Genomic DNA, 23,677 nt, shown 5'->3' on the forward strand with positions numbered 1-23,677 from the left:
AATCGGAGAAAATTCGCAAACATTTTGCACGGTATTTCCGATTTTCATCCAAAATAATTTGAAAAAGTAGTTCTGAAATAGTGTGCTAATTTACAAAAGCATGATTGAAGCCGGTATTTTAGACGGAGATTATGTGATCGTTCGTCAACAACAAACCGCTAATAACGGAGATATCGTTGTAGCGATGACTGAAGATCATGAGGCGACAGTGAAACGATTTTTTAAAGAAAAAGATTATATCCGTTTGCAACCTGAAAATTCAACGATGGAACCAATTATTGTTCAAAATGCCACAATTTTAGGAAAAGTTATAGGTGTATATCGTGCTATTCATTAAGAGAACATAAAAAAGCTAACGGAAAAACCGTTAGCTTTTTTAGTAAAGGCTCATATATTGCTCACGTTCCCATGGATGTACTGCAGTACGGAACATATCCCATTCAATTTCTTTCGCTTCGACGAAGTGTTCGAACAAATGCTTACCAAGCGCATTAACAATTACTTCATCCGACTTTAAGTTTTGAAGCGCTTCTGCTAATGTTGCAGGCAAGTCAACAATACCTTCTTCTAAGCGTTCCTCCTTTGTCATCACGTAAATATTGCGATCAACTGGGGCAGGAGGTGTTAATTTATTTTTAATTCCATCTAGTCCAGCTGCCAATAATACAGCCATTGCCAAATATGGATTAGCTGCAGGGTCTACGCTACGCACTTCAATGCGCGTACTCATGCCACGTGACGCAGGAATGCGAATGAGCGGACTACGGTTGCGTGCTGACCACGCAACGTAACAAGGTGCCTCATATCCTGGAACGAGACGTTTGTATGAATTTACTGTTGGGTTCGTTACTGCTGTGAAGTTTGGCGCGTGCTTTAACACACCTGCGATAAACTGCAATGCTGTTTCGCTTAGTTGCAATTGACCGTTTGGATCAAAGAAGGCATTTTCACCATTTTTAAAGAGCGATAAATTACAATGCATACCAGAACCGTTCACACCAAAGAGCGGTTTTGGCATAAACGTTGCATGTAAACCGTGTTTACGCGCGACCGTTTTTACAACAAGTTTAAACGTTTGAATGTCGTCACACGCTTTTACGGCATTGGCATACTTAAAGTCAATTTCATGTTGCCCTGGCGCAACTTCATGGTGAGATGCTTCGATTTCAAAGCCCATCTCTTCTAGCTCTAATACGATATCACGACGGCAGTTTTCACCTAAATCCGTTGGTGCTAAGTCAAAGTAACCACCATTATCGTTTAATTCTAACGTCGGCTCTCCTTTTTCATCTAACTTAAATAAGAAAAATTCCGGCTCTGGACCTAAGTTAAATTCAGTGAAACCAAGATCTTCCATTTCTTTCAATACACGTTTTAAGTTATAACGTGGACACCCTTCAAATGGCGTACCATCTGGATTGTAAATATCACAAATAAAACGTGCCACTTTTCCTTTTTCTGCTGTCCACGGAAAAATCACAAATGTATCTAAATCTGGGTATAAATACATATCAGACTCTTCGATACGAACAAATCCTTCGATTGATGATCCGTCAAACATCATTTTATTATCGAGCGCCTTTTGTAATTGACTAACTGGAATTTCCACATTTTTAATCGTGCCGAGAATGTCTGTAAACTGCAAACGAATATACTTTACATTCTCTTCCTTAACAATACGAAAAATGTCTTCTTTCGTGTACTTAGCCATACATATTCCTCCCCCAAAATGAAAAAGATCATTTATGTTAAAAAACATAAATTTTTAGTGAAAAAAGCGAGCAATATCTCCTTGACGAAGCGATGCCCGATTAAAACGGCCGGCTTGCATCAACTCGGCACGCAACAGTTTGCGCAACTCCGCTTCGGACAAATCTTGTTTCATCACTTTCGGTGCAACAGATGGCGTTGTTTCCATATGTTGTTGTTGACGCGAAGCAAAAATTTGTTTAATGCCTGCTAAATTAACACCTTGCTCGATTAAATCTTTAATTTCAAGCAAACGATCCACGTCATTAAACGAGAATAACCGACGATTGCCTTCTGTTCGCGCAGGTGAAACGAGACCGTGTTCCTCATAGTAACGAATTTGTCGCGCTGATAAATCAGTTAACTGCATAACGATACCGATAGGAAATAACGGCATGGAGCGACGAATGTGACTATTCATGTCGACCCCTCCTCACATAATACGTATTTTCATTTTATTCTATGTTATTTTACATGTCAATGGTATGTTATATTTTATTACATATTTTTTTCTGAAATATTTTATAATTGAATTAAACGCTTTTCAAGTAACTGATCAATAGCCATACAAACAGCGATTTTGACGTGCGAATACGTTAATCCTCCTTGCACGTACGCGACATACGGTGGACGAATCGGTCCATCAGCAGATAGCTCGATGCTCGCTCCTTGAACAAACGTCCCTGCCGCCATAATGACGTCATCTTCATAACCTGGCATATAGTTCGGGTATGGGGTAAAATGAGCGTTGACTGGTGATGCAAATTGAATCGCCTGACAAAAAGCAATCATTTGTTCTGCATCATCAAATTGCACCGATTGAATTAAATCTGTACGTGTTGCGTTCCATGTCGGATACGTATTCATGCCGATACGCTCAAGCATTGCCGCAGTAAAGACCGCGCCTTTTAACGCTTGTCCGACAACATGTGGCGCTAGGAAAAAACCTTGGTACATCTCCTGCAAACTGTACAGCGAAGCGCCCGCTTCCGCCCCAATTCCCGGCGATGTCATTCGGTACGCACACATTTCGATATATTCGCGTTTACCAACGAGATATCCTCCCGTTTTCGCCAATCCGCCACCTGGATTTTTAATAAGCGAACCAGCAATTAAGTCTGCACCAACATGGCACGGTTCCTGCTCTTCGACAAATTCTCCATAACAGTTATCGACGAACACGATGACGTCTTGTTTGATTGCTTTGACAGAATCAATCATCTCTTTTATTTCAGCAATAGTAAACGATGGGCGCGGGTCGTACCCTTTTGAACGTTGAATGCCGATCATTTTCGTTCGCTCGTTAATTGCCTGTTTGACCGCTGCAAAATCGACTGTTCCTTCTGGAGTGAGCGGTACGCTGTTATAACCAATATGAAACTCTTTTAACGAGCCAATTCCTTTGCCGCGAATGCCGACGATTTCTTCAAGTGTATCGTACGGTTTGCCGGTAATATATAATAGTTCATCTCCCGGACGCAACACACCGAATAAGGCAATTGTAATCGCATGCGTACCAGAAATAATTTGTGGACGAACGAGCGCCGCTTCCCCGCCAAATACGTCCGCATACACTTTTTCGAGCGTGTCCCGTCCAATATCATCATAACCATATCCTGTCGATGGAATAAAATGCGCATCGCTTACTTGATGGCGACGAAAGCTTTGTAATACGCGATATTGATTGGAATCAATACGCTCGTCAATCGCGCGGTGAATCGGGGCAATTTGTACCTCGACTTCTTTGACGAGCGCTGCAATGGTTTCTCCATGTGTTAAATGCTGAAACATAACAAAACCCTTTCTATTTACTGTATGTTCTTAGTTGTAACAAAAGTGGATGCTCTGGCAATAGGTAGCCGCTACATTCATACATGCCACTTTGTTCGTTGTAGTGCATGTGTTGTACAATCGTTTCTCCTTTTAGTTGCGCAAGCAATTTCCCTTCAAACGATGGAATCGCCACGTCGTAACGTTCCATCGCTTCACTTGTTTTTTCTTCAATAAATTGGCGCAAGGTTTGAACGTCTTGTTCGTTGAATGCGCTCACTAACATATAATCGGTTTTCGGGCTTGGGACAAAGCTTGGAAGAACGATGTCACGTTTGTTATAAATCGTTGCCATCGGAATGTTCGTTGCTTCCAACTCCTCAAGCAAACGGTAAACGGTTTGTTCATGTTGAATATAGTCCGGATTTGATGAATCGACAATATGTAAAATCAAGTCAGCTTCTTTCACTTCTTCTAACGTCGAACGAAACGCTGCAACGAGCGTCGTCGGCAAGTCTTGAATAAAACCGACCGTGTCCGTTAGAAGCGCTGTATAGCCGCTTGGCAGCACAAGTTTTCTTGTGAGCGGATCTAAGGTGGCAAATAATAAATTTTCTTCAAACGCATCCGCGTTCGTGAGCCGGTTAAAAAGCGTTGATTTGCCCGCGTTTGTATAGCCTACTAGCGCAATTTGAAACACCGCGTTTTTCTTCCGCCGCTCGCGATAGCGCTCGCGATGTTCAACAATGACTTTTAGTTGTGCTTTAATTTCATCGATGCGGCGACGAATATGACGGCGGTCTGTTTCTAGCTTCGTCTCCCCCGGTCCTCTCGTTCCAATTCCACCGCCTAACCGAGAAAGTTCTGTACCTTGTCCACTTAAGCGTGGCAAAATATATTGTAACTGGGCAAGCTCGACTTGTAATTTTCCTTCTTTAGAGCGCGCACGGCTTGCGAAAATATCTAAAATAAGCTGCGTCCGATCAATGACGCGCACGTTTAATAACTTCGTTAAGTTGCGATTTTGGCTTGGTGACAATTCATCATTAAAAATAACAACATCTGGTTCAAACTGTTCAACAAGCCGAACAAGTTCTTCCACTTTTCCTTTGCCGATATATGTCGCCGGATGAATCGTGTCCCGTTTTTGTGTGAGACTTATGACGACCTCACCGTTTGCGGTATGAACAAGTGAAGCAAGCTCTTCTAGCGAATACGAAAACCGTTCATCGTCAACATGTGGTAATTGACACCCAACAATAATGACTTTCTCCTTTTCCATATTTCCCCTCTTTCCTATTGAACGTCTGTTCTCATCATAACAAATCTTAGGCAAAAGTGCTATGACTGAAAAAATGATCGTTGATTTTTTCATATTTTATACATAGAATTTTAATGTAATGTTACATCATAGAAAGGATTGCGAGAATGACTTGGGAAGTATTAAGTATGATTGGCACCATTGCGTTTGCAATTAGTGGCGCTATTGTCGCTATGGAAGAAGAATACGATATTTTAGGTGTGTACATCCTTGGAATTGTCACGGCGTTCGGTGGTGGTGCTGTGCGCAACGTATTAATTGGTGTACCTGTATCTATTCTTTGGCAACAACAAACACTTTTTTTTATTGCATTTATTGCAATGACAATTGTCTATTTGTTTCCCCAAAAAACGCTACCACATTGGCAACGTTGGGGAAACTTTTTCGACGCCCTCGGGCTTTCAGCTTTCGCCATTCAAGGTGCGCTGTATGCTGCTCAAATGAATCGTCCGCTAAGCGCAGTTATTGTTGCGGCTGTATTAACTGGGAGTGGCGGCGGAATGATTCGTGATATACTAGCTGGAAGAAAGCCCCTTGTATTGCGTGATGAAATTTACGCCGCTTGGGCGATTTTAGCCGGCATCGCCGTCGGAATCGGCATCGCCGACTCCCCCGTTGGATTGTATGGATTGTTTGTCATCGTTGCGGCATTGCGCATTTTATCATATACGTACAACTGGAAATTGCCGAATAAATCATTGAAGGCGGGAAACTAAAACCGGATGTCTCGACGGAAACATCCGGTTTCTTTTTATTCTTCCCATCTCTCAACAATAGTCGCGGTTGCCATGCCGTGCCCGATGCAAATCGTTAATAAGCCGTAGCGCCCCTTTCGTCGTTCGAGTTCGTGGACAAGCGATGTCATCAGTTTTACACCCGTTGCGCCAAGCGGATGACCTAAAGCGATCGCCCCACCGTTGACGTTCACTTTCGAAAGCGGAGCACCGAGTTCTTTTTGCCAAGCAAGAACGACAGGCGCGAACGCTTCGTTAATTTCGACAAGATCGATATCGTCCATCGTGAGGTTCGTTTTGTGCAATACTTTTTTCGTCGCTGGAATGACGCCGTCCAACATGTATGTCGGGTCGGAGCCGACGACAGTTTGGGCGACGATTTTTGCTTTCGGCTTCAAGCCGAGGCGAAGCGCTGTTTCGCGCTCCATCAGTAGCGCCGCCGCTGCACCATCGCTCATTTGACTTGCGTTTCCAGCGGTAATTTTTCCGTCTTGTTTAAAAACCGGCTTCAATGCCGCCAACGCTTCAAGCGATGTATCTTGACGCGGTCCTTCATCGGCTGTTACGATCATATCGTTGCCGTCTTTATCAAGCCCGTGGACGGGTACGATTTCTTCGGTGAAACGACCTTCCGATTGCGCCCGAAGCGCCCGTTGATGGCTTTCGTACGCATATTCGTCTAACTGTTCTCTTGTCAATCCGTATTTTTCGGCAATCAGTTCGGCAGAAACGCCTTGGTGGACGAATTCGTATTTTTCATGGAGCGACGGTGGAATCGTTCGCTCGTTTCCGTCGCTTAAAATCGGCACTTTCGTCATGCTTTCGACGCCAGCCGCAATCGTAATATTCATATCGCCTGATTTAATTTCTTGGGCAGCGAAATGAATTGCTTGTTGGCCCGAACCGCACATGCGGTTTATTTGCACCGCCGGCACTTCCACTGGAAAGCCTGCCTCTAATGCCGCTAACCTCCCGATATTGTAGCCTTGTTCGCCAATCGGTGTCACGCATCCCATGACAATGTCCTCAACAAATTGCTTTTTTACCCCGGCTCGCTTGACGACTTCCTCAAGCACGACAGCCGCTAAATGAACCGGATGTTTATCGCGAAACACTCCGTTTCGCTTGCCAACAGGGGTGCGTACCGCTTCGACAATCACCACTTCTCGCATATCTTTCCCTTCTTTCACTCGTATGTGTAAAACCCTTTGCCTGTTTTTCGGCCGAGATGTCCTGCTTCGACAAGTTTGCGAAGCGTTTGTGGCGGGCGGAACCGGTCGCCATATGCTTCTGTCATATTTTCACTGACAAATAACATCGTATCTAACCCAACTAAATCGGCAAGTTCAAGCGGTCCCATTGGGTAATTCAGCCCGAGGCGAATCGCTTTGTCAATATGTTCCGCAGAGGCGACCCCTTCTTCATACATGCGAATGCATTCAATCATATGCGCCGCGATCGCTCTTGTCGTCACAAATCCTTGCATATCCTTGACGAGAACCGTTTCTTTGCCGATAGATTCCGATAGTTGTTGAATCGCTTCGATCGTTTGTTCGGACGTCGCCACACCTTTGACGATTTCAATGAGCTTCATGACTGGCGCTGGGTTAAACCAATGCATGCCGACGACTTGGCTCGGACGTTTGGTGGCTGCGGCAATCGCCGTGACGCTTAATTCCGACGTATTTGTCGCTAAAATGGCTTCTTGTTTCGCATAGCGGTCAAGCTGTTCAAACACTTGTTTTTTGAGCGGCAAATGTTCTGGGACCGCTTCGATGACAACGTCCGCTTCTTTTACTGCTTCTTGCAAGTTCGTTTCGATTTGAATGCAAGCAAGAATAGCCGTTGCCTCTTGTTCTTGTAGTTTGCCAGCTTTTACGAAACGAGAAACGCTTTTTTGAATGGACTTCATTCCTTTTTCAAGCGCCGCTTCGGAAACATCGTATAAATAAACCGTTTTTCCGCCCATCGCTAGCGACTGGGCAATGCCGCTTCCCATTAAGCCAGCACCGATGACCGCCATTATTTGCATCATTAACTCCTCCTATTGAACGTTTGTAAAATAGTCGCGCAATTGTTCACGTAATTTCATTTTCAAAAATTTTCCGACACTCGTTTTCGGAATTTCGTTCATAAAGACGATCTCATCTGGCAGCCACCATTTCGCAAATTGCGGGCGTAAAAAGTCGTATAGTTCCTCTTTTGTCACATGTTTTCCTTCCTTCACTACAACGCAAGCGATCGGTCGCTCTTGCCATTGCGGGTGCGGCACAGCAACAACCGCCGCTTCAAACACGGCTTCATGCGCCATCAACGCGTTTTCTAAATCGACAGACGAAATCCACTCCCCGCCACTTTTAATGACGTCTTTCGTGCGGTCGACAATTTTAATAAACCCTTCTTCATCTACTGTCACGACATCGCCTGTATATAGCCACCCGTCGCGAAATGCATCTTTGCTTCGTTCATCGTTGTAGTATTCGTCGGCAATCCACGGACCGCGCAAGCATAGTTCGCCCATTTCTGTTCCATTCCATGCTACTTCGCCGTCTTTGCCAATCACTTTCATTTCTACCCCAGGGACAAGAAATCCTTGCTTCGCACGGATGTCCAATTTTTCTTCGTTCGATACGTGCTGTTGGTAGCTTTTCAGACGCGATAAGACGACAAGCGGGCTCGTTTCCGTCATGCCGTATGCGTGTACGAACGGGATGCCGTATTTTTCTTCAAAGGCGCGAATCATTCCTTTCGGCGCTGCTGAACCGCCACATAAAATGCGCGTTACGCTGCGTAAATCGTACGTGCCTTTCTCCAATTCGTTCAATAAGCCAAGCCAAACGGTCGGCACACCAGCGGCAAGTGTCACTTTTTCTTGTTCCATTAGTTCTGCCAATATTTTCGGTGTAAATGCCGCCCCCGGCATAACAAGCGTCGTCCCAAACCAAACCGCGGCAAACGGCAAGCCCCACGCATTCGCATGAAACATCGGCACGACCGGCAGCGCCACATCCGATTCCGATAGTGCCGCACTATCGGCAAGCCCTAGCGCCATGCTATGGAGAACGATGCCGCGATGGGAGTATAATACGCCCTTCGGATTCCCGGTTGTCGCAGACGTATAGCACATGCCAGCAGGATGATGCTCGTCGATATCTTTGACAAATGAAATCGGTTCGGCTTGTTGTAACAATTCCTCATAATGATAAACAGGCGACAGCGCCGTCTCCGGAAGCGTCGGCTCATCGGTCATAATAATAAACGCCTCGACGTTTATTTCGTCTTTCACCCGTTCAATGAGCGGCAATAAATCGTCGTCAATCAATAGCACACGGTCGTTGGCGTGGTTAATAATATACGCGATATGTTGCGGCGACAGGCGAATGTTAATCGTATGCAACACCGCCCCAATGCCTGGAATGGCAAAATACGCTTCTAAATGGCGATGATGGTTCCACGCAAATGTACCAACACGGTCTCCTGTATTGACGCCAAGTGTTCGTAGTGCACTAGCAAGCTTTCTCGTCCGTTCGCCAATTTCTTTATACGTATGGCGGACAAGCCCGTTCTTCATCCGCGAAATGACTTGTTTTTTTGGAAAAAACATTTCTGCCCGTTCAAGCATTGTCGCAATATTTAATGGAACGTTCATCATCTATTATCATTCCTCCATGTTCGTTTAGCTTTGGCGCTCGTGTGCGCTTAGTGAAAAAGTGTTCATCATAGCGAGTTGCTACTTCGGTCCGGTCGTTTTCGATATGAATCATTTTTCGGTACGCGTTATTTGCAAACCACGTTTTCGCTTCATTCGTTTCTAATACCGGCGTTAAACAACAGTCGACTTGTTGCGAAAAAGCGATCCATTGTTGGAACGTTTTCGTGCGAAACAACTGCTTTATTTCTAGAAAGAGAGGATTGTCGTCACAGGCTGCCGATAGATGTCCTTCGTACCATTCCGGCTTTTCGACTGCGTCGCAAAAACTGCGCCAAAAGTGTGCTTCAAGCGCGGCAAGCGCCATATAGCGCCCGTCTTTCGTTTCGTACAGATGATACGATACGACCGTGCCAGCTAATATTGGAATGCCGTTTTTTTGTCCGGTATCATGCTCTAATACAAAATGGTTCGTCATCATCGAAAGCAAGCCGTCAACAAGGGCAACGTCTATATAACGTCCTTTTCCCGTCCGTTCTCGGGCATACAAAGCAGCGGTAATTTGTTCGATGACATGCATGCTCCCGATGAGATCGGCAAACGTCATCGTCGGGTGAATCGGACGACCGTCCGCTTTCAGCTGGGCTAAAACACCCGAAAGCGCCATATAGTTTAAGTCATGGCTTCCGAACGACGCATAGTGGCTATGTTGGCCATAACCACTAATCGAGCAATACACAATCGCTGGATTGAGAGCGGATACGTGTTCATAGCCAAGCCCAAGCTTTTTCATCACACCGGGGCGGAAACTTTCAATGATGACATCGGCTTGGCTGATGAGGTGTTGCACCGTTTGAACATCTCGTGTATTTTTCAAATCTAGCGCGATGCTTTTTTTGTTTTTATTGTTCGCGTCAAAAAGGCAGTCAGCAGCTAGCCTCCGCATCCGATCGCCTGTTTTCGGCTCGATTTTGATTACTTCCGCCCCTAAATCCGCTAAGCGAAGGCTCGCAAACGGCCCGGGGAGATAATGGGAAAAATCAATCACTTTGATTCCAGCAAGCAACAAAATCCTCCCCCTACAATCCAAGATGTTTGGCAATGATCATTTTCATCACTTCATTCGTTCCGGCATAAATGGCGCTAACCGGAATGTCACGATAGCGTCTTGCAATCTCGTATTCTTCCATATAGCCATATCCTCCGTGAAGCTGCATTCCTTCCGAAGCGACACGCTTTGCCATTTCCGTCATCCACCATTTCGCCATCGATACGTTGGCCACGACGTCTTTCCCCGCAATATGCTGTTCGATAATATCATCAAGAAACGCGCGCCCTAATGCAATTTCCGTTGCCATTTCCGCTAGCCGGAATTGGACGGTTTGAAATTGGCTAATCGCTTTCCCAAACGCCGTACGCTCTTTCACATACCGTTTCGTTAAGTCAAACATCACTTCTGCCGCTGTTTGCGCAGCAATAGCGACGATAAGCCGCTCTTGCTGCAATTTCTCCATCAAATAGTAAAACCCTTTTCCTTCTTCTCCAAGCAAGTTTTCCGCTGGAACTTTTGCATCGCTAAAAAATAGCTCGGCTGTATCTTGGGCATGCAGTCCCACCTTTTCTACCTTCCGACCGCGTGTAAATCCCGACGTTCCTCTTTCGACGACAAGGAGACTCATGCCTTTATGCGGTGGATTCGCACTCGGGTTCGTTTTGCAAACGACGATGACTAAGTCCGCATGAATGCCGTTTGTAATAAACGTTTTTTGCCCGTTGACAATATAATGGTCGCCTTGTTTCACCGCTGTTGTCGAAATGCCCGCCAAATCAGAACCGGCGCCTGGTTCGGTCATCGCAATGGCGGTGATGAGTTCTCCGGATACACACTTCGGTAGCCATTTCTTCTTTTGTTCTTCTGTGCCGTACGATGCGATATACGGAACAACAATATCGTTATGCAAGCCGATGCCGACAAGGCTTGACCCTACTTTTTCTAACTCTTCATTGATGACGACTGAATAGCCAAAATCGGCACCAAATCCACCATATGTTTCATCTACCCACGGACAAAGAAACCCGTTTTCCCCCATTTTCCGCCAAAACTCCCGCGGAATGATTCCTTGTTTTTCCCACTCGTCATAAAATGGGTACGCTTCCTTTTGCAAAAATTTACGGAATGCTTCACGAAAAATGTGATGTTCTTCATGCAAATACGTTGTCATGTTGTCCCCACCTTATGACTGCGCCATTTTTTTCATTTGTTCGCGCAATAAAAACTTTTGAATTTTTCCGCTTGCATTGCGTGGCAGTGCCTCGACAAAATAGTATGCGCGCGGTCGTTTGTATGGGGCAAGCTTATCGCTTTGTTTGCAAAACGCCTCTAATTGTTCTGCGGTAAGCTGTTGGTCTTTTTTTACGATGAAAGCAACGACTTTTTCTCCCCATAACTCATCCGGCTCGCCAAGCACCGCAACATCAAGTACTCCTTCATGTTCATAAAGCACGTCTTCTACTTCGCGCGGATAAACGTTTTCACCGCCGCTAATAATCATGTCATCGACACGGTCGGCAACGTATAAATAGCCGTCTTCATCCATATAGCCTAGATCGCCAGAATGATACCATCCTTTATACATCGCTTTTTCCGTCGCATCTTCACGGTTGTAGTAGCCAACCATCATGCACGGACCTTTGACGATAATTTCGCCAACTTGTCCCGGCGGCAAGATGTCATCTGGATCGGATGGGCCGTCTTCGCGCGGTTTGACGATGCGAATTTCGTGGTTTAAGCATGCGCGTCCGGCAGATCCTGCTTTCGTTAACTGCTCATCTTCGTATAAGAACGTTACCGCTGGACCCATTTCTGTCATACCATAGGCTTGGATTAAATCAATGCCTAACCTCTCTTTGCATTCTTTTACAAGCACTGGCGCCATCGGAGCGGCTCCGTACAACCCGATGCGAAGCGACGATAAATCATACTCCGACAATTTTTCTTGCAACAGCATATTCCACATCGTCGGTGCAGCAAATAAGACGGTAATTCGTTCTTGTTCAATTACAGCTAATACTTGTTTCGGATCGAAATGGTGAACAATCACATTTGTTGCGCCAGCATGGACGCGTGGAAGGAAGCAACAATGCAATTCCGCGCAATGGAACATCGGTGCGGTGACAAGCCCCCGCTCTGTTTCGCGAATGCGCATCACCGAATTACAAATTAAACTTTGTTCGATCATGTCGCGATGGCGATGCATCACTCCTTTTGGTCGGCCTGTCGTTCCGCTTGTGTACATAATCGCATACAAGTCATGTTCAAAAACGTCGATTGCTGGAAGATCACTATTTGCGCGTTGGATTTGTTCATGATAGGAAACTGCATATGTTGGCACTTGCCCATCAATGGCCCAAAAAGAAATATGCGGAAATTCATGGTGAATGGCTGCGATTTGTGGTTCAACGGCTTGTTCAAATAGCACGATTTTTGGAGTGGCATCAGCTAAAATGTAAGCGATTTCTTTCGGACGCAGGCGAAAATTAATTGGATTGAAAACAGCGCCAATTTTTGCACACGCAAAAAAAGCGGTCGCAAGCTCTGCCGTATTAAACAACACGGTCGAAACACGGTCGCCTTTTCGAACCCCTACTTTTAAGAAAGCGCTTGCGAGTTTGTCCACTTCTTTTGCCCATTGTTCGTACGTATAGCGAAGCCCTGTACGCACATCAACAAGCGCTTCTTTTTTCGGGAACTTTCTTACTGTCTGAGCGAACACGTCACTAATCGTTAAATACAAAACAAATCCCTCCTTATCTCTTTATAGTTAATATAAATAATATTTTTTATTTTCAGATTTTATTCTACAAATAAAAAAGAAACCCTTCTTTACTCACATAAAAAATAGGGAAGGTTCCCCCTCCCCTATTCATTCAACAACTAAATCCCGTTCTCGTATAATCATCAATTCCTTTTTATCGTAGCGCCCTTCATGCAACAGGCGTACCGCTTGTTTTCGAATTGCTTTTTCAATCAAATTTCGAATATAACGACCGTTACTAAATTTTCTCTCGTATCCCCCCGCTAATAGTTGCTCAATATGTTCACGCAGCTTCCGTTCTGCTTCAGAAGTGAGCTCATATTCTCTTATATGAAACATTTGCTTTGCAATTTGTACAAGTTCTTCTGTTGTATAATCTGGAAATTCGAGCATTAACGGAAAACGTGATGGCAATCCTGGGTTTAACGATAAGAAATAATCCATCTCAGCTGGATATCCGGCTAAAATAACGACTAAATCGTCGGAAAAATCTTCAATTCCTTTTACTAACGTATCGATAGCTTCTTTTCCAAAATCTTTTTCTCCTCCACGTGCCAACGAATATGCTTCATCAATAAATAAAATGCCTCCGCGTGCTTTTTTAATTAAGTCGCGTGTTTTATTTGCCGTATGACCAATATATTCACCAACTAAGTCAGCACGTTCTGCTTCAATAAAATGTCCTTTAGATAAAACGTTCATTTCTAAAAACAGCTTTCCAAGGATACGAGCTACTGTTGTTTTTCCTGTGCCGGGATTCCCTTTAAAAATCATGTGAAGCGATTGTTTATTTCCTTTTAATCCGTTTGCTTGACGCGCTTTATTAATGTATAACCACGCGTAAATTTCCTTAATTAATTTTTTCACTTCACTTAGTCCAACTAATTCATCTAGCTCTTTTTGAATCTCTTTTAACACTGCATGTTGATGATAATCAATTCGGTTTGTCGTTTCTTCTTTTGGTAAGTAATTGACGTTTTTTGCGTTAAGGACGATGTTAATTTGACTTTTTGTTTGCTTCATTGTCAACTCTGACAAGGCGCTGTCACCTCTCCTTCGTCGTTGCTTCTTCTATCAATATACGCTGTTGGCGCCCATTTCGTGACAAATGCCTAACGAAAAAATCACTCACCGATATGGTGAGCGATTTAGCTTACTCGATCTCGATTTTCACATTTTTTTGTGGCGCAAATGTAGAAATCGCATGTTTATAAATTAATTGTTGTTTTCCGTCCACTTCTAATAACACTGTAAAATTGTCAAATCCTTTCACTAGCCCTCGCAATTGAAATCCATTTAGTAAAAATACAGTAACCGTTGTTTCTTCCTTCCGCAATTGGTTTAAAAACTGATCCTGAATGTTTATTGTGTTTTTCATTGCTCTGTCCTCCTCTTTTTCTCTCTACATTACGTCTACATATTCGACTGAAAGTGAAACTTTCCTTCTATGTAATGCAAAATTTCATTTACTCGCCTTTCAAATATTGTATCATCGGTCATGTCAAACCATTGAACAGGCATTTGATTACGAAACCATGTAAACTGACGCTTTGCATAGCGACGAGAGTTTTGCTTCAGCTGCTCAATAGCTTCTTCAAGCGTAATTGTCCTAGCGAAATATGCATATAACTCTTTATAACCGATCGCTTGAATAGATTGGCAGTTCCGCAAGCCTTGTTCATACAATCGTTTCGCTTCTTCAATCAATCCTTGCTCAATCATTTGATCTACTCGTTGATTAATGCGTTCATATAGTTTCTCTCGTTCCATTGTCAGTCCAATGAGCGCTACATTGTATACAAGTTGTCGTTTTTGTTCTTTTAGCCATTCTGTCATTGTCTTTCCCGTGCAATGATAAATTTCTAACGCACGAATGACACGACGAACGTTATTCGGATGAATACGTTCCGCACTCAAAGGATCGGTACGTTTCAGTCGTTCATACAACTCATCAGGCGAACAACGTTCAAGCGACTGACGATACAAGTCATTGGAAGGTGCATCTGAAAATTGATAATCGTAAATAACAGACTGGATATATAGCCCTGTACCACCAACGATGATCGGAAGCTTTCCTCGTCTCGTTATATCTGTAATAAGTGAGCGAGCAAGCGTCTGAAACTCTGCAACAGAAAAAGATTCATGCGGCTCTTTTATATTTAGTAAATGATGTGGAATACCTTCCATTTCTTCTTGACGAATTTTAGCCGTTCCGATATCTAGTCCTTTATATACTTGCATCGAGTCTCCATTAATAATTTCTCCGTTTAAACGCTTGGCTAACTCTATGCTCATTTTTGTTTTCCCTACAGCCGTTGGACCAATTAACACAACGACTTTTTCTTCCATAAAATACCACTACTTTCCACTCTAATTCACATTCATTTATTATAGACAAACCATGTACATTTTATCATCTCATTTTGAAAAATTTCATTCGAAAGCGGACGAAAAATATCCGCTTTCTACATGACACGTTTAAACATTTTTTCTAGTTCATAAGTAGAAAAATGAATAATAATTGGACGACCGTGCGGGCATGTAAACGGATTGCTTGTTTTACGCAACGACTCGAGCAATGCAAATATTTCATCGTTGCGCAAAAATTGATTCGCTTTAATCGACTGTTTACAACTCATCATAATCGCTGCTTTTTCCCGGAGTTGCTTGATGTCTACTTTTTTCATTATTAACACTTGCTTAATCATTTCCTCAATAATTACTGCTTCTTCCCCTTTTGGAAACCATTGAGGATGAGAGCGAACAATAAAACTGTTATGACCAAACGGCTCTAAAAACACACCGCACGCAGCTAATTGGTCGCGGTAACTTTCAATAAGTAAATACTCACTTGATGAATAAGTAAGCGTCAGTGGAATAAGTAAAGGCTGTAACTCATTTGTAACACTTGCTAATTTTTCACGGAAGTATTCGTATTTAATTCGTTCTTGTGCAGCATGTTGGTCAATAATATACAGCCCGTTTTCATTTTGAGCTAAAATATATGTCCCGTGCATTTGGCCAATCGGATATAATGGCGGAATGCGTTCTCGATCCATCTCTTCTATTACATGTTCACTTGGAACAACAGGTTCTACATCGAGTGTCTTAACATCTTGATCACGGGTACGCTCGTCACTTCTCTCTAAAACGATTCGCTTTTCTGTTTTCTTTTCCTGATCATGATGTACCTTCGTTACACGAGGTGACACCCCATTGGATTCTTTCACGATATGTTCAAACGAAAACGTTTGTTGTTCTGTTTTCGGTTTTTCCACTCGTGGTATGGTTATCTCGGGAATGAGCGTCTTTTTTTGAAATGCTTGGCGAATCGTTTGTTGAACGAGTTCGTTTAATTCTCCTTCTTTACTAAAACGCACTTCCAACTTGGCTGGATGAACATTCACATCTAAAAGAAGTGGATCCATAACAATATTTAAAAATGCAATCGGATGCCGTCCAATTGGAAGAAGCGTATGATATCCTTCTTCAATCGCTTTATATAACGAATAGTTTTTAATATATCGTCCATTGACGATGGTCGTCATATAGTTCCGGGACGCACGCGTCACCTCAGGTAAAGCAACATAACCGTTAATTGTAAAATCAAGAGTCTCCGCACGAATAGCAATCATTTTTTTTGCAATATCAATTCCGTAAATCGCAGCTAACACTTGCCGTACATCCCCATTTCCGTTCGTATAAAACAGTTGTTTTCCGTTATGTGTTAACCGAAATGAAATATGCGGATGTGCAAGCGCTAGACGATTGATCACATCAACAATGTGACCAAGCTCCGTATGAATGGTCTTCATATATTTTAGACGAGCTGGTGTATTGAAAAATAGATGGGAAACAGTAATATCTGTTCCTTTTCGACTGCTCGTCCGACTATGTTGCACAAGTTCCCCGCCTTTTAAAACGAGCCACGTTCCTGGTCCTTCACCAGTACTCGTCTTCAATTCTAAATGGGAAACGGAAGCAATACTAGGCAACGCTTCTCCTCGAAAGCCGAGTGTACGAATACGAAACAAATCTGTTTCTTCTTTAATTTTACTTGTTGCGTGTCGTTCGAAAGCTAAAAAACAATCTTCCTCCTCTAGACCATCACCATTATCCACCACACGGATTTTCGCTAATCCCGCTTCTTCTAACTCCACTTCAATGATCGTGCTATGGGCATCAATCGCATTTTCAACAAGTTCCTTCACGACAGAAGCCGGGCGTTCTACAACTTCCCCTGCTGCAATTTTATTCGCTAACGCATCGTCCAGTTTGAGAATTTTCCCCACGTTTTCCCTCCTTTCACTTCAATAGCTTTTGAATGTCATATAGTTTATTCATCGCTTCAAGCGGCGTCATATCAAGTAAATCGAGCGCCTGAATACGCTTAATTACTTCTTTTTCTTTTTTCGATATATCCGAACGCACTTTGTCATGTTGTTCTTCAAACATGCTTAACTGCTCAAACTTCTCTTTCTTCTCTTTTATGATCGGTGTCGAATTTGATTCAAATTCAAGTAAAATTTGTTCAGCACGTCGAATCAAATCTAACGGCAACTTAGCTAATTGAGCTACATGAATGCCGTAACTTTTATCCGCTGGACCTTCTTTAATTTGATGCAAAAAAATAACTTTACCATTTTCTTCAATTGCACTCACGTGAACATTTTTTAGGCGCGGCAATCGTTGTTCAAGCGCCGTTAATTCATGATAGTGAGTACTAAATAGAGTTTTTGCACCAATGCGATCATGAATATATTCGATCATGGCTTGAGCAAGCGCCATACCGTCATATGTGGATGTTCCACGACCAATCTCATCAAATAAAATAAGACTATTTTGCGTCGCGTGAACGATCGCATGACGTGCTTCTAACATCTCAACCATAAATGTACTTTGACCTGCAACTAAATCGTCAGCCGCTCCAATACGCGTAAATACTTGATCAAAGATCGGTAATATCGCTTCTTCCGCTGGAACAAAACAACCAATTTGTGCCATAATAGCTGTTAATGCAATTTGACGCATGTATGTGCTTTTTCCAGACATATTCGGTCCTGTAATAAGCAGCATTTCTCGTTCAGCATCCATATAACAATCGTTTGGAACATAAATATTTGATCCTAATACTTTTTCAACAACAGGATGTCGCCCCTGTCGAACTACAAGACGACGATCGTGGGAAAACTGCGGTTTACAGTAATTATATTTTTCACTGACAGTAGCAAAACATTGTAAAACATCTAATTGGCTCATGTTTTTTGCTAATTTTTGCAAACGCGCAATATATTGTTTTACTTGTTCACGTATAGAAACAAATAATTCATATTCTAATTCTATGCTTTTTTCTTCTGCTTCTAAAATAAGTGCTTCTTTTTCTTTCAACTCTTTCGTCACAAAACGCTCGGCATTAGCTAGCGTTTGTTTACGTTCATATCGTCCTTCCGGTAATAAGTGCAAATTTGCTTTTGTTACTTCGATATAATATCCAAACACTCGGTTATAACCAATCTTTAACGATTTAATTCCCGTTAATTCCCGTTCTTTCGCTTCTAACTGCGCAATCCACGTTTTCCCATTTCGACTAGCATCTCGAAATCGATCCAACGTTTCGTTATAACCATCTTTAATGATTCCACCCTCCTTCACAGAAAGAGGGGGATTTTCTTCAATTGCTTCTTCTAACAATTGAACAAGTTCTTCGCATGCATCTAACTGTTGTGCAAATGATTGAATGTGCTTATCATGAATTTGCATAAGAAGTGAGGAAATGAAAGGTACTTGTTTTAACGACTTTTTCAATTGAACTAAATCACGCGCGTTCACATTTCCAAACGCCACACGTCCAGCTAACCGCTCTAAATCATATACACTGCGAAGATATTCACGTAATTCTTGTCGCTCAAAATAATGTATCAAAAATTGTTCAACAAAATGCAATCGCTGTTCAATTTTTTCACGATCTAATAACGGACGATCAATCCATTGCTTAAGTAGACGCCCGCCCATTGCGGTCATCGTCTCATCAAGAAGCCAAAAAAGGGAACCTGCTTTTCCTTTTGTCCGCATCGTTTCCGTTAACTCTAAATTCCGTTTGGAATACATATCGATTTTCATATGCGAATTAACTTCATACAGCTCGACTGGTTGCAAATGAGTCAAATTTCGCTTCTGCGTTTTTATTAAGTAATTTAATAATCTTCCAAACGTCACAAGCAATTTTTCTTGTTTCAAATGTGAAACAACAGATTCACAAGACGGTGGAATCATTGTTTCATCCTCACATGAAACCGTGAGAGCATATCGTTCTTGTAGGGATTGACATTGTTCTTTAGACGTCGTCGCAACAACAATTTCTTTTGTACCAATGGAATAAATTTCATTGAACACATCTTCAAACGAATGAAGAAGTGTGATGCGACTTTCCCCGGTTGTTAAATCTGTATACGCGAGTCCGTACGTACCATCTTCAAATGACGTCAATGAGGCTAAATAGTTGTTTGCTTTCTCTTCAAGATGCTTCCCTTCCATGACCGTTCCTGGTGTAATAAGTTGAACAACTTCTCGGCGTACTACCCCTTTAGCTGTTTTTGGATCTTCAACCTGTTCACAAATCGCAACTTTATATCCTTTCTCAATCAAACGTTCGATGTACATAGCAGCCGAATGATACGGCACACCGCACATCGGTACGCGTTCTTCTCCTCCACCATCCCGGCTTGTAAGCGTAATTTCTAATTCTTGTGATGCTTTAATTGCATCTTCAAAAAACATTTCATAAAAATCACCGAGGCGAAAAAATAAAAAAGCATCTTTATATTGTGACTTAATTGCTAAATATTGTTGAATCATCGGTGTGTAAGTCATGCTCTTTCCTCCAACGTTCCGAGATATTGACTTCAATTATTATAACAAAAATAAAAACTAGGAAGAATAAACTTCCTAGTTTTTATTGCTCCCTTCTTGAAGAAGTTCCTCATCTAACTGTTCTAACTCCGCCTCAATATCTTCCTCTATTTCGTCTGATGACGTATCGACGACTGCAATACGTACTTTTGTTTCTCCGATGACTTCTGCAACAAACTCTCGCTCTACTTCGACAGTTACTTTATTTCCGTTTGGAGCAATCGTACATTCTAAACAATTTGGTTGTTGAACAACCCGCGCGATTACTTCTTGTTCTTCACTGATGAGCTCTTCGTTACGATACTTTAACGGAATCACATCGGTGTACGATACCGTCTCTGTGAGCACTTCCGTTTTTGTATTATCATTGTACGAATACCAAACGTTCACATCATACTTGCCATGAATTTCAACACTACGATCCACTTTTTTTGCTTCGTACCGATGATTAATAATCCAACAACCGAGCACGCTTGTTGGACGATGTTGAGCGGAAACCGTATGCGTCGATTGCGTAAACTTTCGGCCTTTTCCCACAACCGCTTTTGTAATAATTTCTCTGTATTGGGACATGAAACAAACCCTCCTCAAAAATGCATTGTTCATTTTATCCTATGCACGAAAAAACTAAAAGTGTACATAAAAACAATCATTCCGTATAGTTCATTGTATGCAGCTTCTTCGAAATATGTACAAAAACATAAAAAAGAGCCCATAAAAATGGACTCTTTAATGGCAATGGCCACAATGGCTATGTTTCACTTGAGCTCCTGTTTCTCCTCGCAGCACATCTCCGCCCGTTGATGTAATAATTTCATCTGTTACTGTCTTTGAAATAGTGGAAGCAACAAGTTGCAATAAGTCGTTAATTTCTACTTGCGATTGTTTAAATTGTTCTACAATTGGAATGTCTGATAGCTGTTCGTAAATGTCGTCAATTTCTGCTTCCACTTTTTTCAGCGCTTCGATTTTTCCATAATGCTGTAAGTTGACAGCTTGTTTTTGTAACGATTTAATTTTAGCAATCATCGTGCGTACTTTTTCATTTTCGTGAATTTTTGCTTCTGCTTGTTTAAAAATCTCTACCTCTTCTGTTTCAGCGATCATTTTAGCTAATTCTTTTGCTTTTTGTACGATGTCATCTTTCGTATATTTCGCCACGCTATTTCACCTCGATCATTTCTTCTATCATTTCTCCGTTCAACGTCCACGTTTTTGCCTCTGTAATTCGTACTTTTACAAGTTGACCGATTGCTGACTTAGGGCCAACGAAGTTAACAAGCTTGTTTTTACGTGTGTATCCAGCGAGAACGTCCGGATTGTTTTTACTTTCCCCTTCGACTAATACTTCGACAACTTGTCCCTCGTACTCCTTCATTTTTCTCGCAGAAATTTCGTTTACTAATGCATTTAATCGTTGTAAACGTTCTTTTTTCACTTCCATCGGTACGTTGTCGACCATTTTTGCTGCTGGCGTCCCTTCACGTGGCGAGTAAATGAACGTAAATGCAGAATCGAACTCTACCTCACGATATAGCGACAACGTTTCTTCAAACTGCTCATCTGTTTCATTTGGAAAACCGACAATAATGTCTGTTGTGAGCGCTACACCAGGAATCGCTTCTTTAATTTTGCGAACAAGCTCTAAATATTGTTCACGTGTATATTTACGTGCCATCATTTTTAACACTTCACTACTTCCCGATTGAACCGGCAAGTGAATGTGTTCCACTAAATTTCCACCTTTCGCTAACACTTCGATTAAGCGGTCATCAAAATCACGTGGATGGCTTGTTGTGAAGCGAATACGTGGAATATCAATTTTACGCAACTCATCCATTAAATCACCAAGACCATATTTCATATCGGTAAAGTCTTTTCCATACGCATTCACGTTTTGTCCTAAAAGAGTAATTTCTTTATATCCTTGTGCGGCTAAGTGACGTACTTCTTGAATAATATCTTCTGGACGGCGGCTACGCTCTTTACCACGTGTATATGGGACAATACAGTACGTACAAAACTTATCGCAACCATACATAATATTAACCCACGCTTTAATATTTCCTTTTCGCACTTTTGGTAAGTTTTCGATGACATCGCCTTCTTTTGACCATACTTCAACAACCATTTCTTTTGACATGTACGCTTCTTTCAAAATATACGGAAGACGATGAATATTGTGCGTACCGAAAATCATATCAACGTATTGGAATTGTTTTAAAATTTTATTGACGACCGATTCTTCTTGTGACATACAGCCACATACACCAAGCAATAAATCAGGGTTGTTTTGCTTCAATGGCTTTAAGTGACCAATTTCTCCGAATACTTTATTCTCCGCATTTTCACGAATCGCACACGTATTTAACAAAATGACGTTGGCATCTTCTGGACGATCCGTCGGTTCATAACCAAGCGCCATAAAAATTCCAGCCATCACTTCTGTATCGTGCTCATTCATTTGACAGCCGTACGTGCGGATGTAAAATTTTCGACCGTTCCCCATGCCACGAAATTCTTCTGGAATCGAAAAATCTTTATGGTATTTCACTTCCTCTTTTCCTCGTTTTTTCGCCTCTTTCAAAGATGGGGGAACAAATACAGTTGAAAAATATTTTTCATAGTCTTGACTCGTTTTTTGCTTTAAACGTTGCAAATTTTCATCCAAAGCGGATTTTTTGTCCGTTGGATGATCGGGTTCAATTTGTGCTGTGTACTGTAAACGTTGTTTTTCATTCATTGTTATTTCTCCTTTCTTTTATTCGTACGTGCACACTAACATAGTATATTATTTTCCGGACTTTTAAACAATGTTTTTCCATAAAAAAGAGGATGGCTTTCACCATCCTCTTTTCTTTCTTACATAAATTCTGCCACAAGTTGTTCAAATTTTTCTTTACTAATTGTTAAATCCGCTTCTGTCAGTGGTTTTTCGCTATAACCTGGTACAAGATCTTGATATGATTTACGCTCTTTATTTTGATAAATAAGCCCTGTAACAAGTCCTTTATGTTTCATTAACGTTTGCATCGCCATTTCACGATTTGAAGGATCGTATCCTTCAATAGAGCTTAAACTCGTTAAATTGTCTTTAAACCAATCGTATGTGTTCACTTTATTGTATGTGACGCAAGGGCTAAATACGTTAATGAGCGAAAATCCTTTATGCTTCATTCCTTCTTCAATTAATTGCGTCAATTCTTTTAAGTCGCTAGAAAAGCTTTGAGCGACGAACGTTGCTCCTGCAGTTAACGCCATTTCCATAATCGACAATGCTGGTTCAACTGACCCTTGTGGCGTACTTTTCGTTTTAAAGCCCACTTCACTACGCGGTGATGTTTGACCTTTTGTTAAACCGTAAATTTGGTTGTCCATGACGATGTACGTAATATCGATATTACGACGAATCGCATGAATCGTATGTCCCATTCCGATCGCAAATCCATCACCGTCACCACCAGCAGCAATGACAGTCAAGTCACGATTGGCCATTTTCACCCCTTGGGCAATTGGAAGTGCCCGACCGTGAACACCGTGGAAACCGTATGAATTAATGTAACCAGAAATACGCCCGGAACAACCAATTCCAGATACAACAACAAGTTCATGTGGTTCAAGTCCAACGTTGGCAGCTGCGCGTTGAATGGCTGCTTGCACGGAAAAGTCACCACAACCTGGACACCAGTTCGGTTTAATGTTATTTCGAAAATCTTTAAATGTCGCCATG

Annotated in this window: 20 protein-coding genes and 1 pseudogene; 2 read left to right on the forward strand and 19 right to left on the reverse strand. The window is 42.2% G+C overall.

The features are described from left to right. Window positions 1–94: 94 nt before the first annotated feature. Window positions 95–337 (forward strand): annotated as a pseudogene (locus HNQ84_RS10595) (LexA family protein); the annotation flags it as partial. A 39-nt stretch (window positions 338–376) separates the two neighbouring features. Here HNQ84_RS10595 and glnA read toward each other — a convergent pair. The 4 genes from glnA to hflX form a co-directional block, all read right to left on the reverse strand. Continuing rightward, window positions 377–1,711 carry a type I glutamate--ammonia ligase gene (glnA, locus tag HNQ84_RS10600; protein ID WP_435622089.1) on the reverse strand — a complete coding sequence of 445 codons (1,335 nt, stop codon included), beginning with the start codon at window positions 1,709–1,711 and terminating at the stop codon, window positions 377–379. Between the two features lie 54 nt (window positions 1,712–1,765). Continuing rightward, window positions 1,766–2,170, reverse strand: a complete 405-nt coding sequence (locus HNQ84_RS10605) for a MerR family transcriptional regulator (protein ID WP_435622090.1) — start codon at window positions 2,168–2,170, stop codon at window positions 1,766–1,768. Between the two features lie 101 nt (window positions 2,171–2,271). Beyond that, window positions 2,272–3,540, reverse strand: coding sequence for a methionine gamma-lyase family protein (locus tag HNQ84_RS10610; RefSeq protein ID WP_435622091.1), 1,269 nt, complete (start codon window positions 3,538–3,540; stop codon window positions 2,272–2,274). 13 nt (window positions 3,541–3,553) lie between these two features. Then, window positions 3,554–4,801, reverse strand: coding sequence for a GTPase HflX (gene hflX / locus HNQ84_RS10615; protein ID WP_435622092.1), 1,248 nt, complete (start codon window positions 4,799–4,801; stop codon window positions 3,554–3,556). 146 nt (window positions 4,802–4,947) lie between these two features. On the opposite strand from hflX, the gene HNQ84_RS10620 reads away from it, so the two are divergent. Further along, window positions 4,948–5,556, forward strand: coding sequence for a trimeric intracellular cation channel family protein (locus tag HNQ84_RS10620; protein WP_435622093.1), 609 nt, complete (start codon window positions 4,948–4,950; stop codon window positions 5,554–5,556). A 35-nt stretch (window positions 5,557–5,591) separates the two neighbouring features. Here the strand turns inward: HNQ84_RS10620 and HNQ84_RS10625 are convergent, their stop codons facing one another. From HNQ84_RS10625 to HNQ84_RS10695, 15 genes are all read right to left on the reverse strand, one after another. Continuing rightward, window positions 5,592–6,746: a thiolase family protein gene (locus tag HNQ84_RS10625; RefSeq protein ID WP_435622094.1), complete on the reverse strand. Its 1,155-nt coding sequence runs from the start codon at window positions 6,744–6,746 to the stop codon at window positions 5,592–5,594. Window positions 6,747–6,760: 14 nt separating this feature from the next. Further along, entirely contained in the window at window positions 6,761–7,609 is an 849-nt protein-coding gene (locus HNQ84_RS10630) for a 3-hydroxyacyl-CoA dehydrogenase family protein (RefSeq protein ID WP_435622095.1), read from the reverse strand. A 9-nt stretch (window positions 7,610–7,618) separates the two neighbouring features. Then, complete coding sequence (locus HNQ84_RS10635) at window positions 7,619–9,226, reverse strand: long-chain fatty acid--CoA ligase (protein WP_435622096.1); 1,608 nt, start codon at window positions 9,224–9,226, stop codon at window positions 7,619–7,621. Then, window positions 9,189–10,289 carry a CaiB/BaiF CoA transferase family protein gene (locus HNQ84_RS10640; protein ID WP_435622097.1) on the reverse strand — a complete coding sequence of 367 codons (1,101 nt, stop codon included), beginning with the start codon at window positions 10,287–10,289 and terminating at the stop codon, window positions 9,189–9,191. The genes HNQ84_RS10635 and HNQ84_RS10640 overlap by 38 nt, the downstream gene beginning before the upstream one ends. 13 nt (window positions 10,290–10,302) lie before the next feature. Continuing rightward, window positions 10,303–11,445, reverse strand: coding sequence for an acyl-CoA dehydrogenase family protein (locus HNQ84_RS10645; RefSeq protein ID WP_435622098.1), 1,143 nt, complete (start codon window positions 11,443–11,445; stop codon window positions 10,303–10,305). Between the two features lie 12 nt (window positions 11,446–11,457). Next, on the reverse strand, window positions 11,458–13,017 hold the full coding sequence (locus tag HNQ84_RS10650; RefSeq protein ID WP_435622099.1) for a fatty acid--CoA ligase: 1,560 nt from the start codon (window positions 13,015–13,017) through the stop codon (window positions 11,458–11,460). Between the two features lie 129 nt (window positions 13,018–13,146). Next, a complete protein-coding gene (spoVK, locus tag HNQ84_RS10655; protein ID WP_183243632.1) occupies window positions 13,147–14,076 on the reverse strand; it encodes a stage V sporulation protein K in 930 nt (309 codons plus the stop codon). Between the two features lie 115 nt (window positions 14,077–14,191). Then, window positions 14,192–14,416 (reverse strand): RNA chaperone Hfq, encoded by a 225-nt coding sequence (gene hfq / locus HNQ84_RS10660; RefSeq protein WP_004890637.1) that lies wholly within the window; start codon window positions 14,414–14,416, stop codon window positions 14,192–14,194. Window positions 14,417–14,451: 35 nt separating this feature from the next. Beyond that, window positions 14,452–15,387 carry a tRNA (adenosine(37)-N6)-dimethylallyltransferase MiaA gene (gene miaA, locus HNQ84_RS10665; RefSeq protein ID WP_435622100.1) on the reverse strand — a complete coding sequence of 312 codons (936 nt, stop codon included), beginning with the start codon at window positions 15,385–15,387 and terminating at the stop codon, window positions 14,452–14,454. Window positions 15,388–15,503: 116 nt separating this feature from the next. Beyond that, entirely contained in the window at window positions 15,504–17,330 is a 1,827-nt protein-coding gene (gene mutL / locus HNQ84_RS10670; RefSeq protein ID WP_435622101.1) for a DNA mismatch repair endonuclease MutL, read from the reverse strand. Window positions 17,331–17,343: 13 nt separating this feature from the next. Continuing rightward, a complete protein-coding gene (gene mutS / locus HNQ84_RS10675; protein ID WP_183243626.1) occupies window positions 17,344–19,908 on the reverse strand; it encodes a DNA mismatch repair protein MutS in 2,565 nt (854 codons plus the stop codon). Between the two features lie 75 nt (window positions 19,909–19,983). Continuing rightward, window positions 19,984–20,520 (reverse strand): outer spore coat protein CotE, encoded by a 537-nt coding sequence (locus HNQ84_RS10680; protein WP_183243624.1) that lies wholly within the window; start codon window positions 20,518–20,520, stop codon window positions 19,984–19,986. Between the two features lie 156 nt (window positions 20,521–20,676). Further along, the gene (locus HNQ84_RS10685) at window positions 20,677–21,108 is read right to left on the reverse strand and encodes a YlbF/YmcA family competence regulator (RefSeq protein WP_435622102.1); all 432 of its coding nucleotides are present in this window, start codon (window positions 21,106–21,108) and stop codon (window positions 20,677–20,679) included. 1 nt (window position 21,109) lies between these two features. Continuing rightward, complete coding sequence (gene miaB, locus HNQ84_RS10690; protein WP_055441352.1) at window positions 21,110–22,690, reverse strand: tRNA (N6-isopentenyl adenosine(37)-C2)-methylthiotransferase MiaB; 1,581 nt, start codon at window positions 22,688–22,690, stop codon at window positions 21,110–21,112. Between the two features lie 119 nt (window positions 22,691–22,809). Next, on the reverse strand, window positions 22,810–23,676 hold the full coding sequence (locus HNQ84_RS10695; RefSeq protein WP_055441353.1) for a 2-oxoacid:ferredoxin oxidoreductase subunit beta: 867 nt from the start codon (window positions 23,674–23,676) through the stop codon (window positions 22,810–22,812). Window position 23,677: the final 1 nt, after the last annotated feature.

The organism is Anoxybacillus eryuanensis (assembly GCF_051200995.1).
Classification (GTDB): domain Bacteria; phylum Bacillota; class Bacilli; order Bacillales; family Anoxybacillaceae; genus Anoxybacillus; species Anoxybacillus tengchongensis.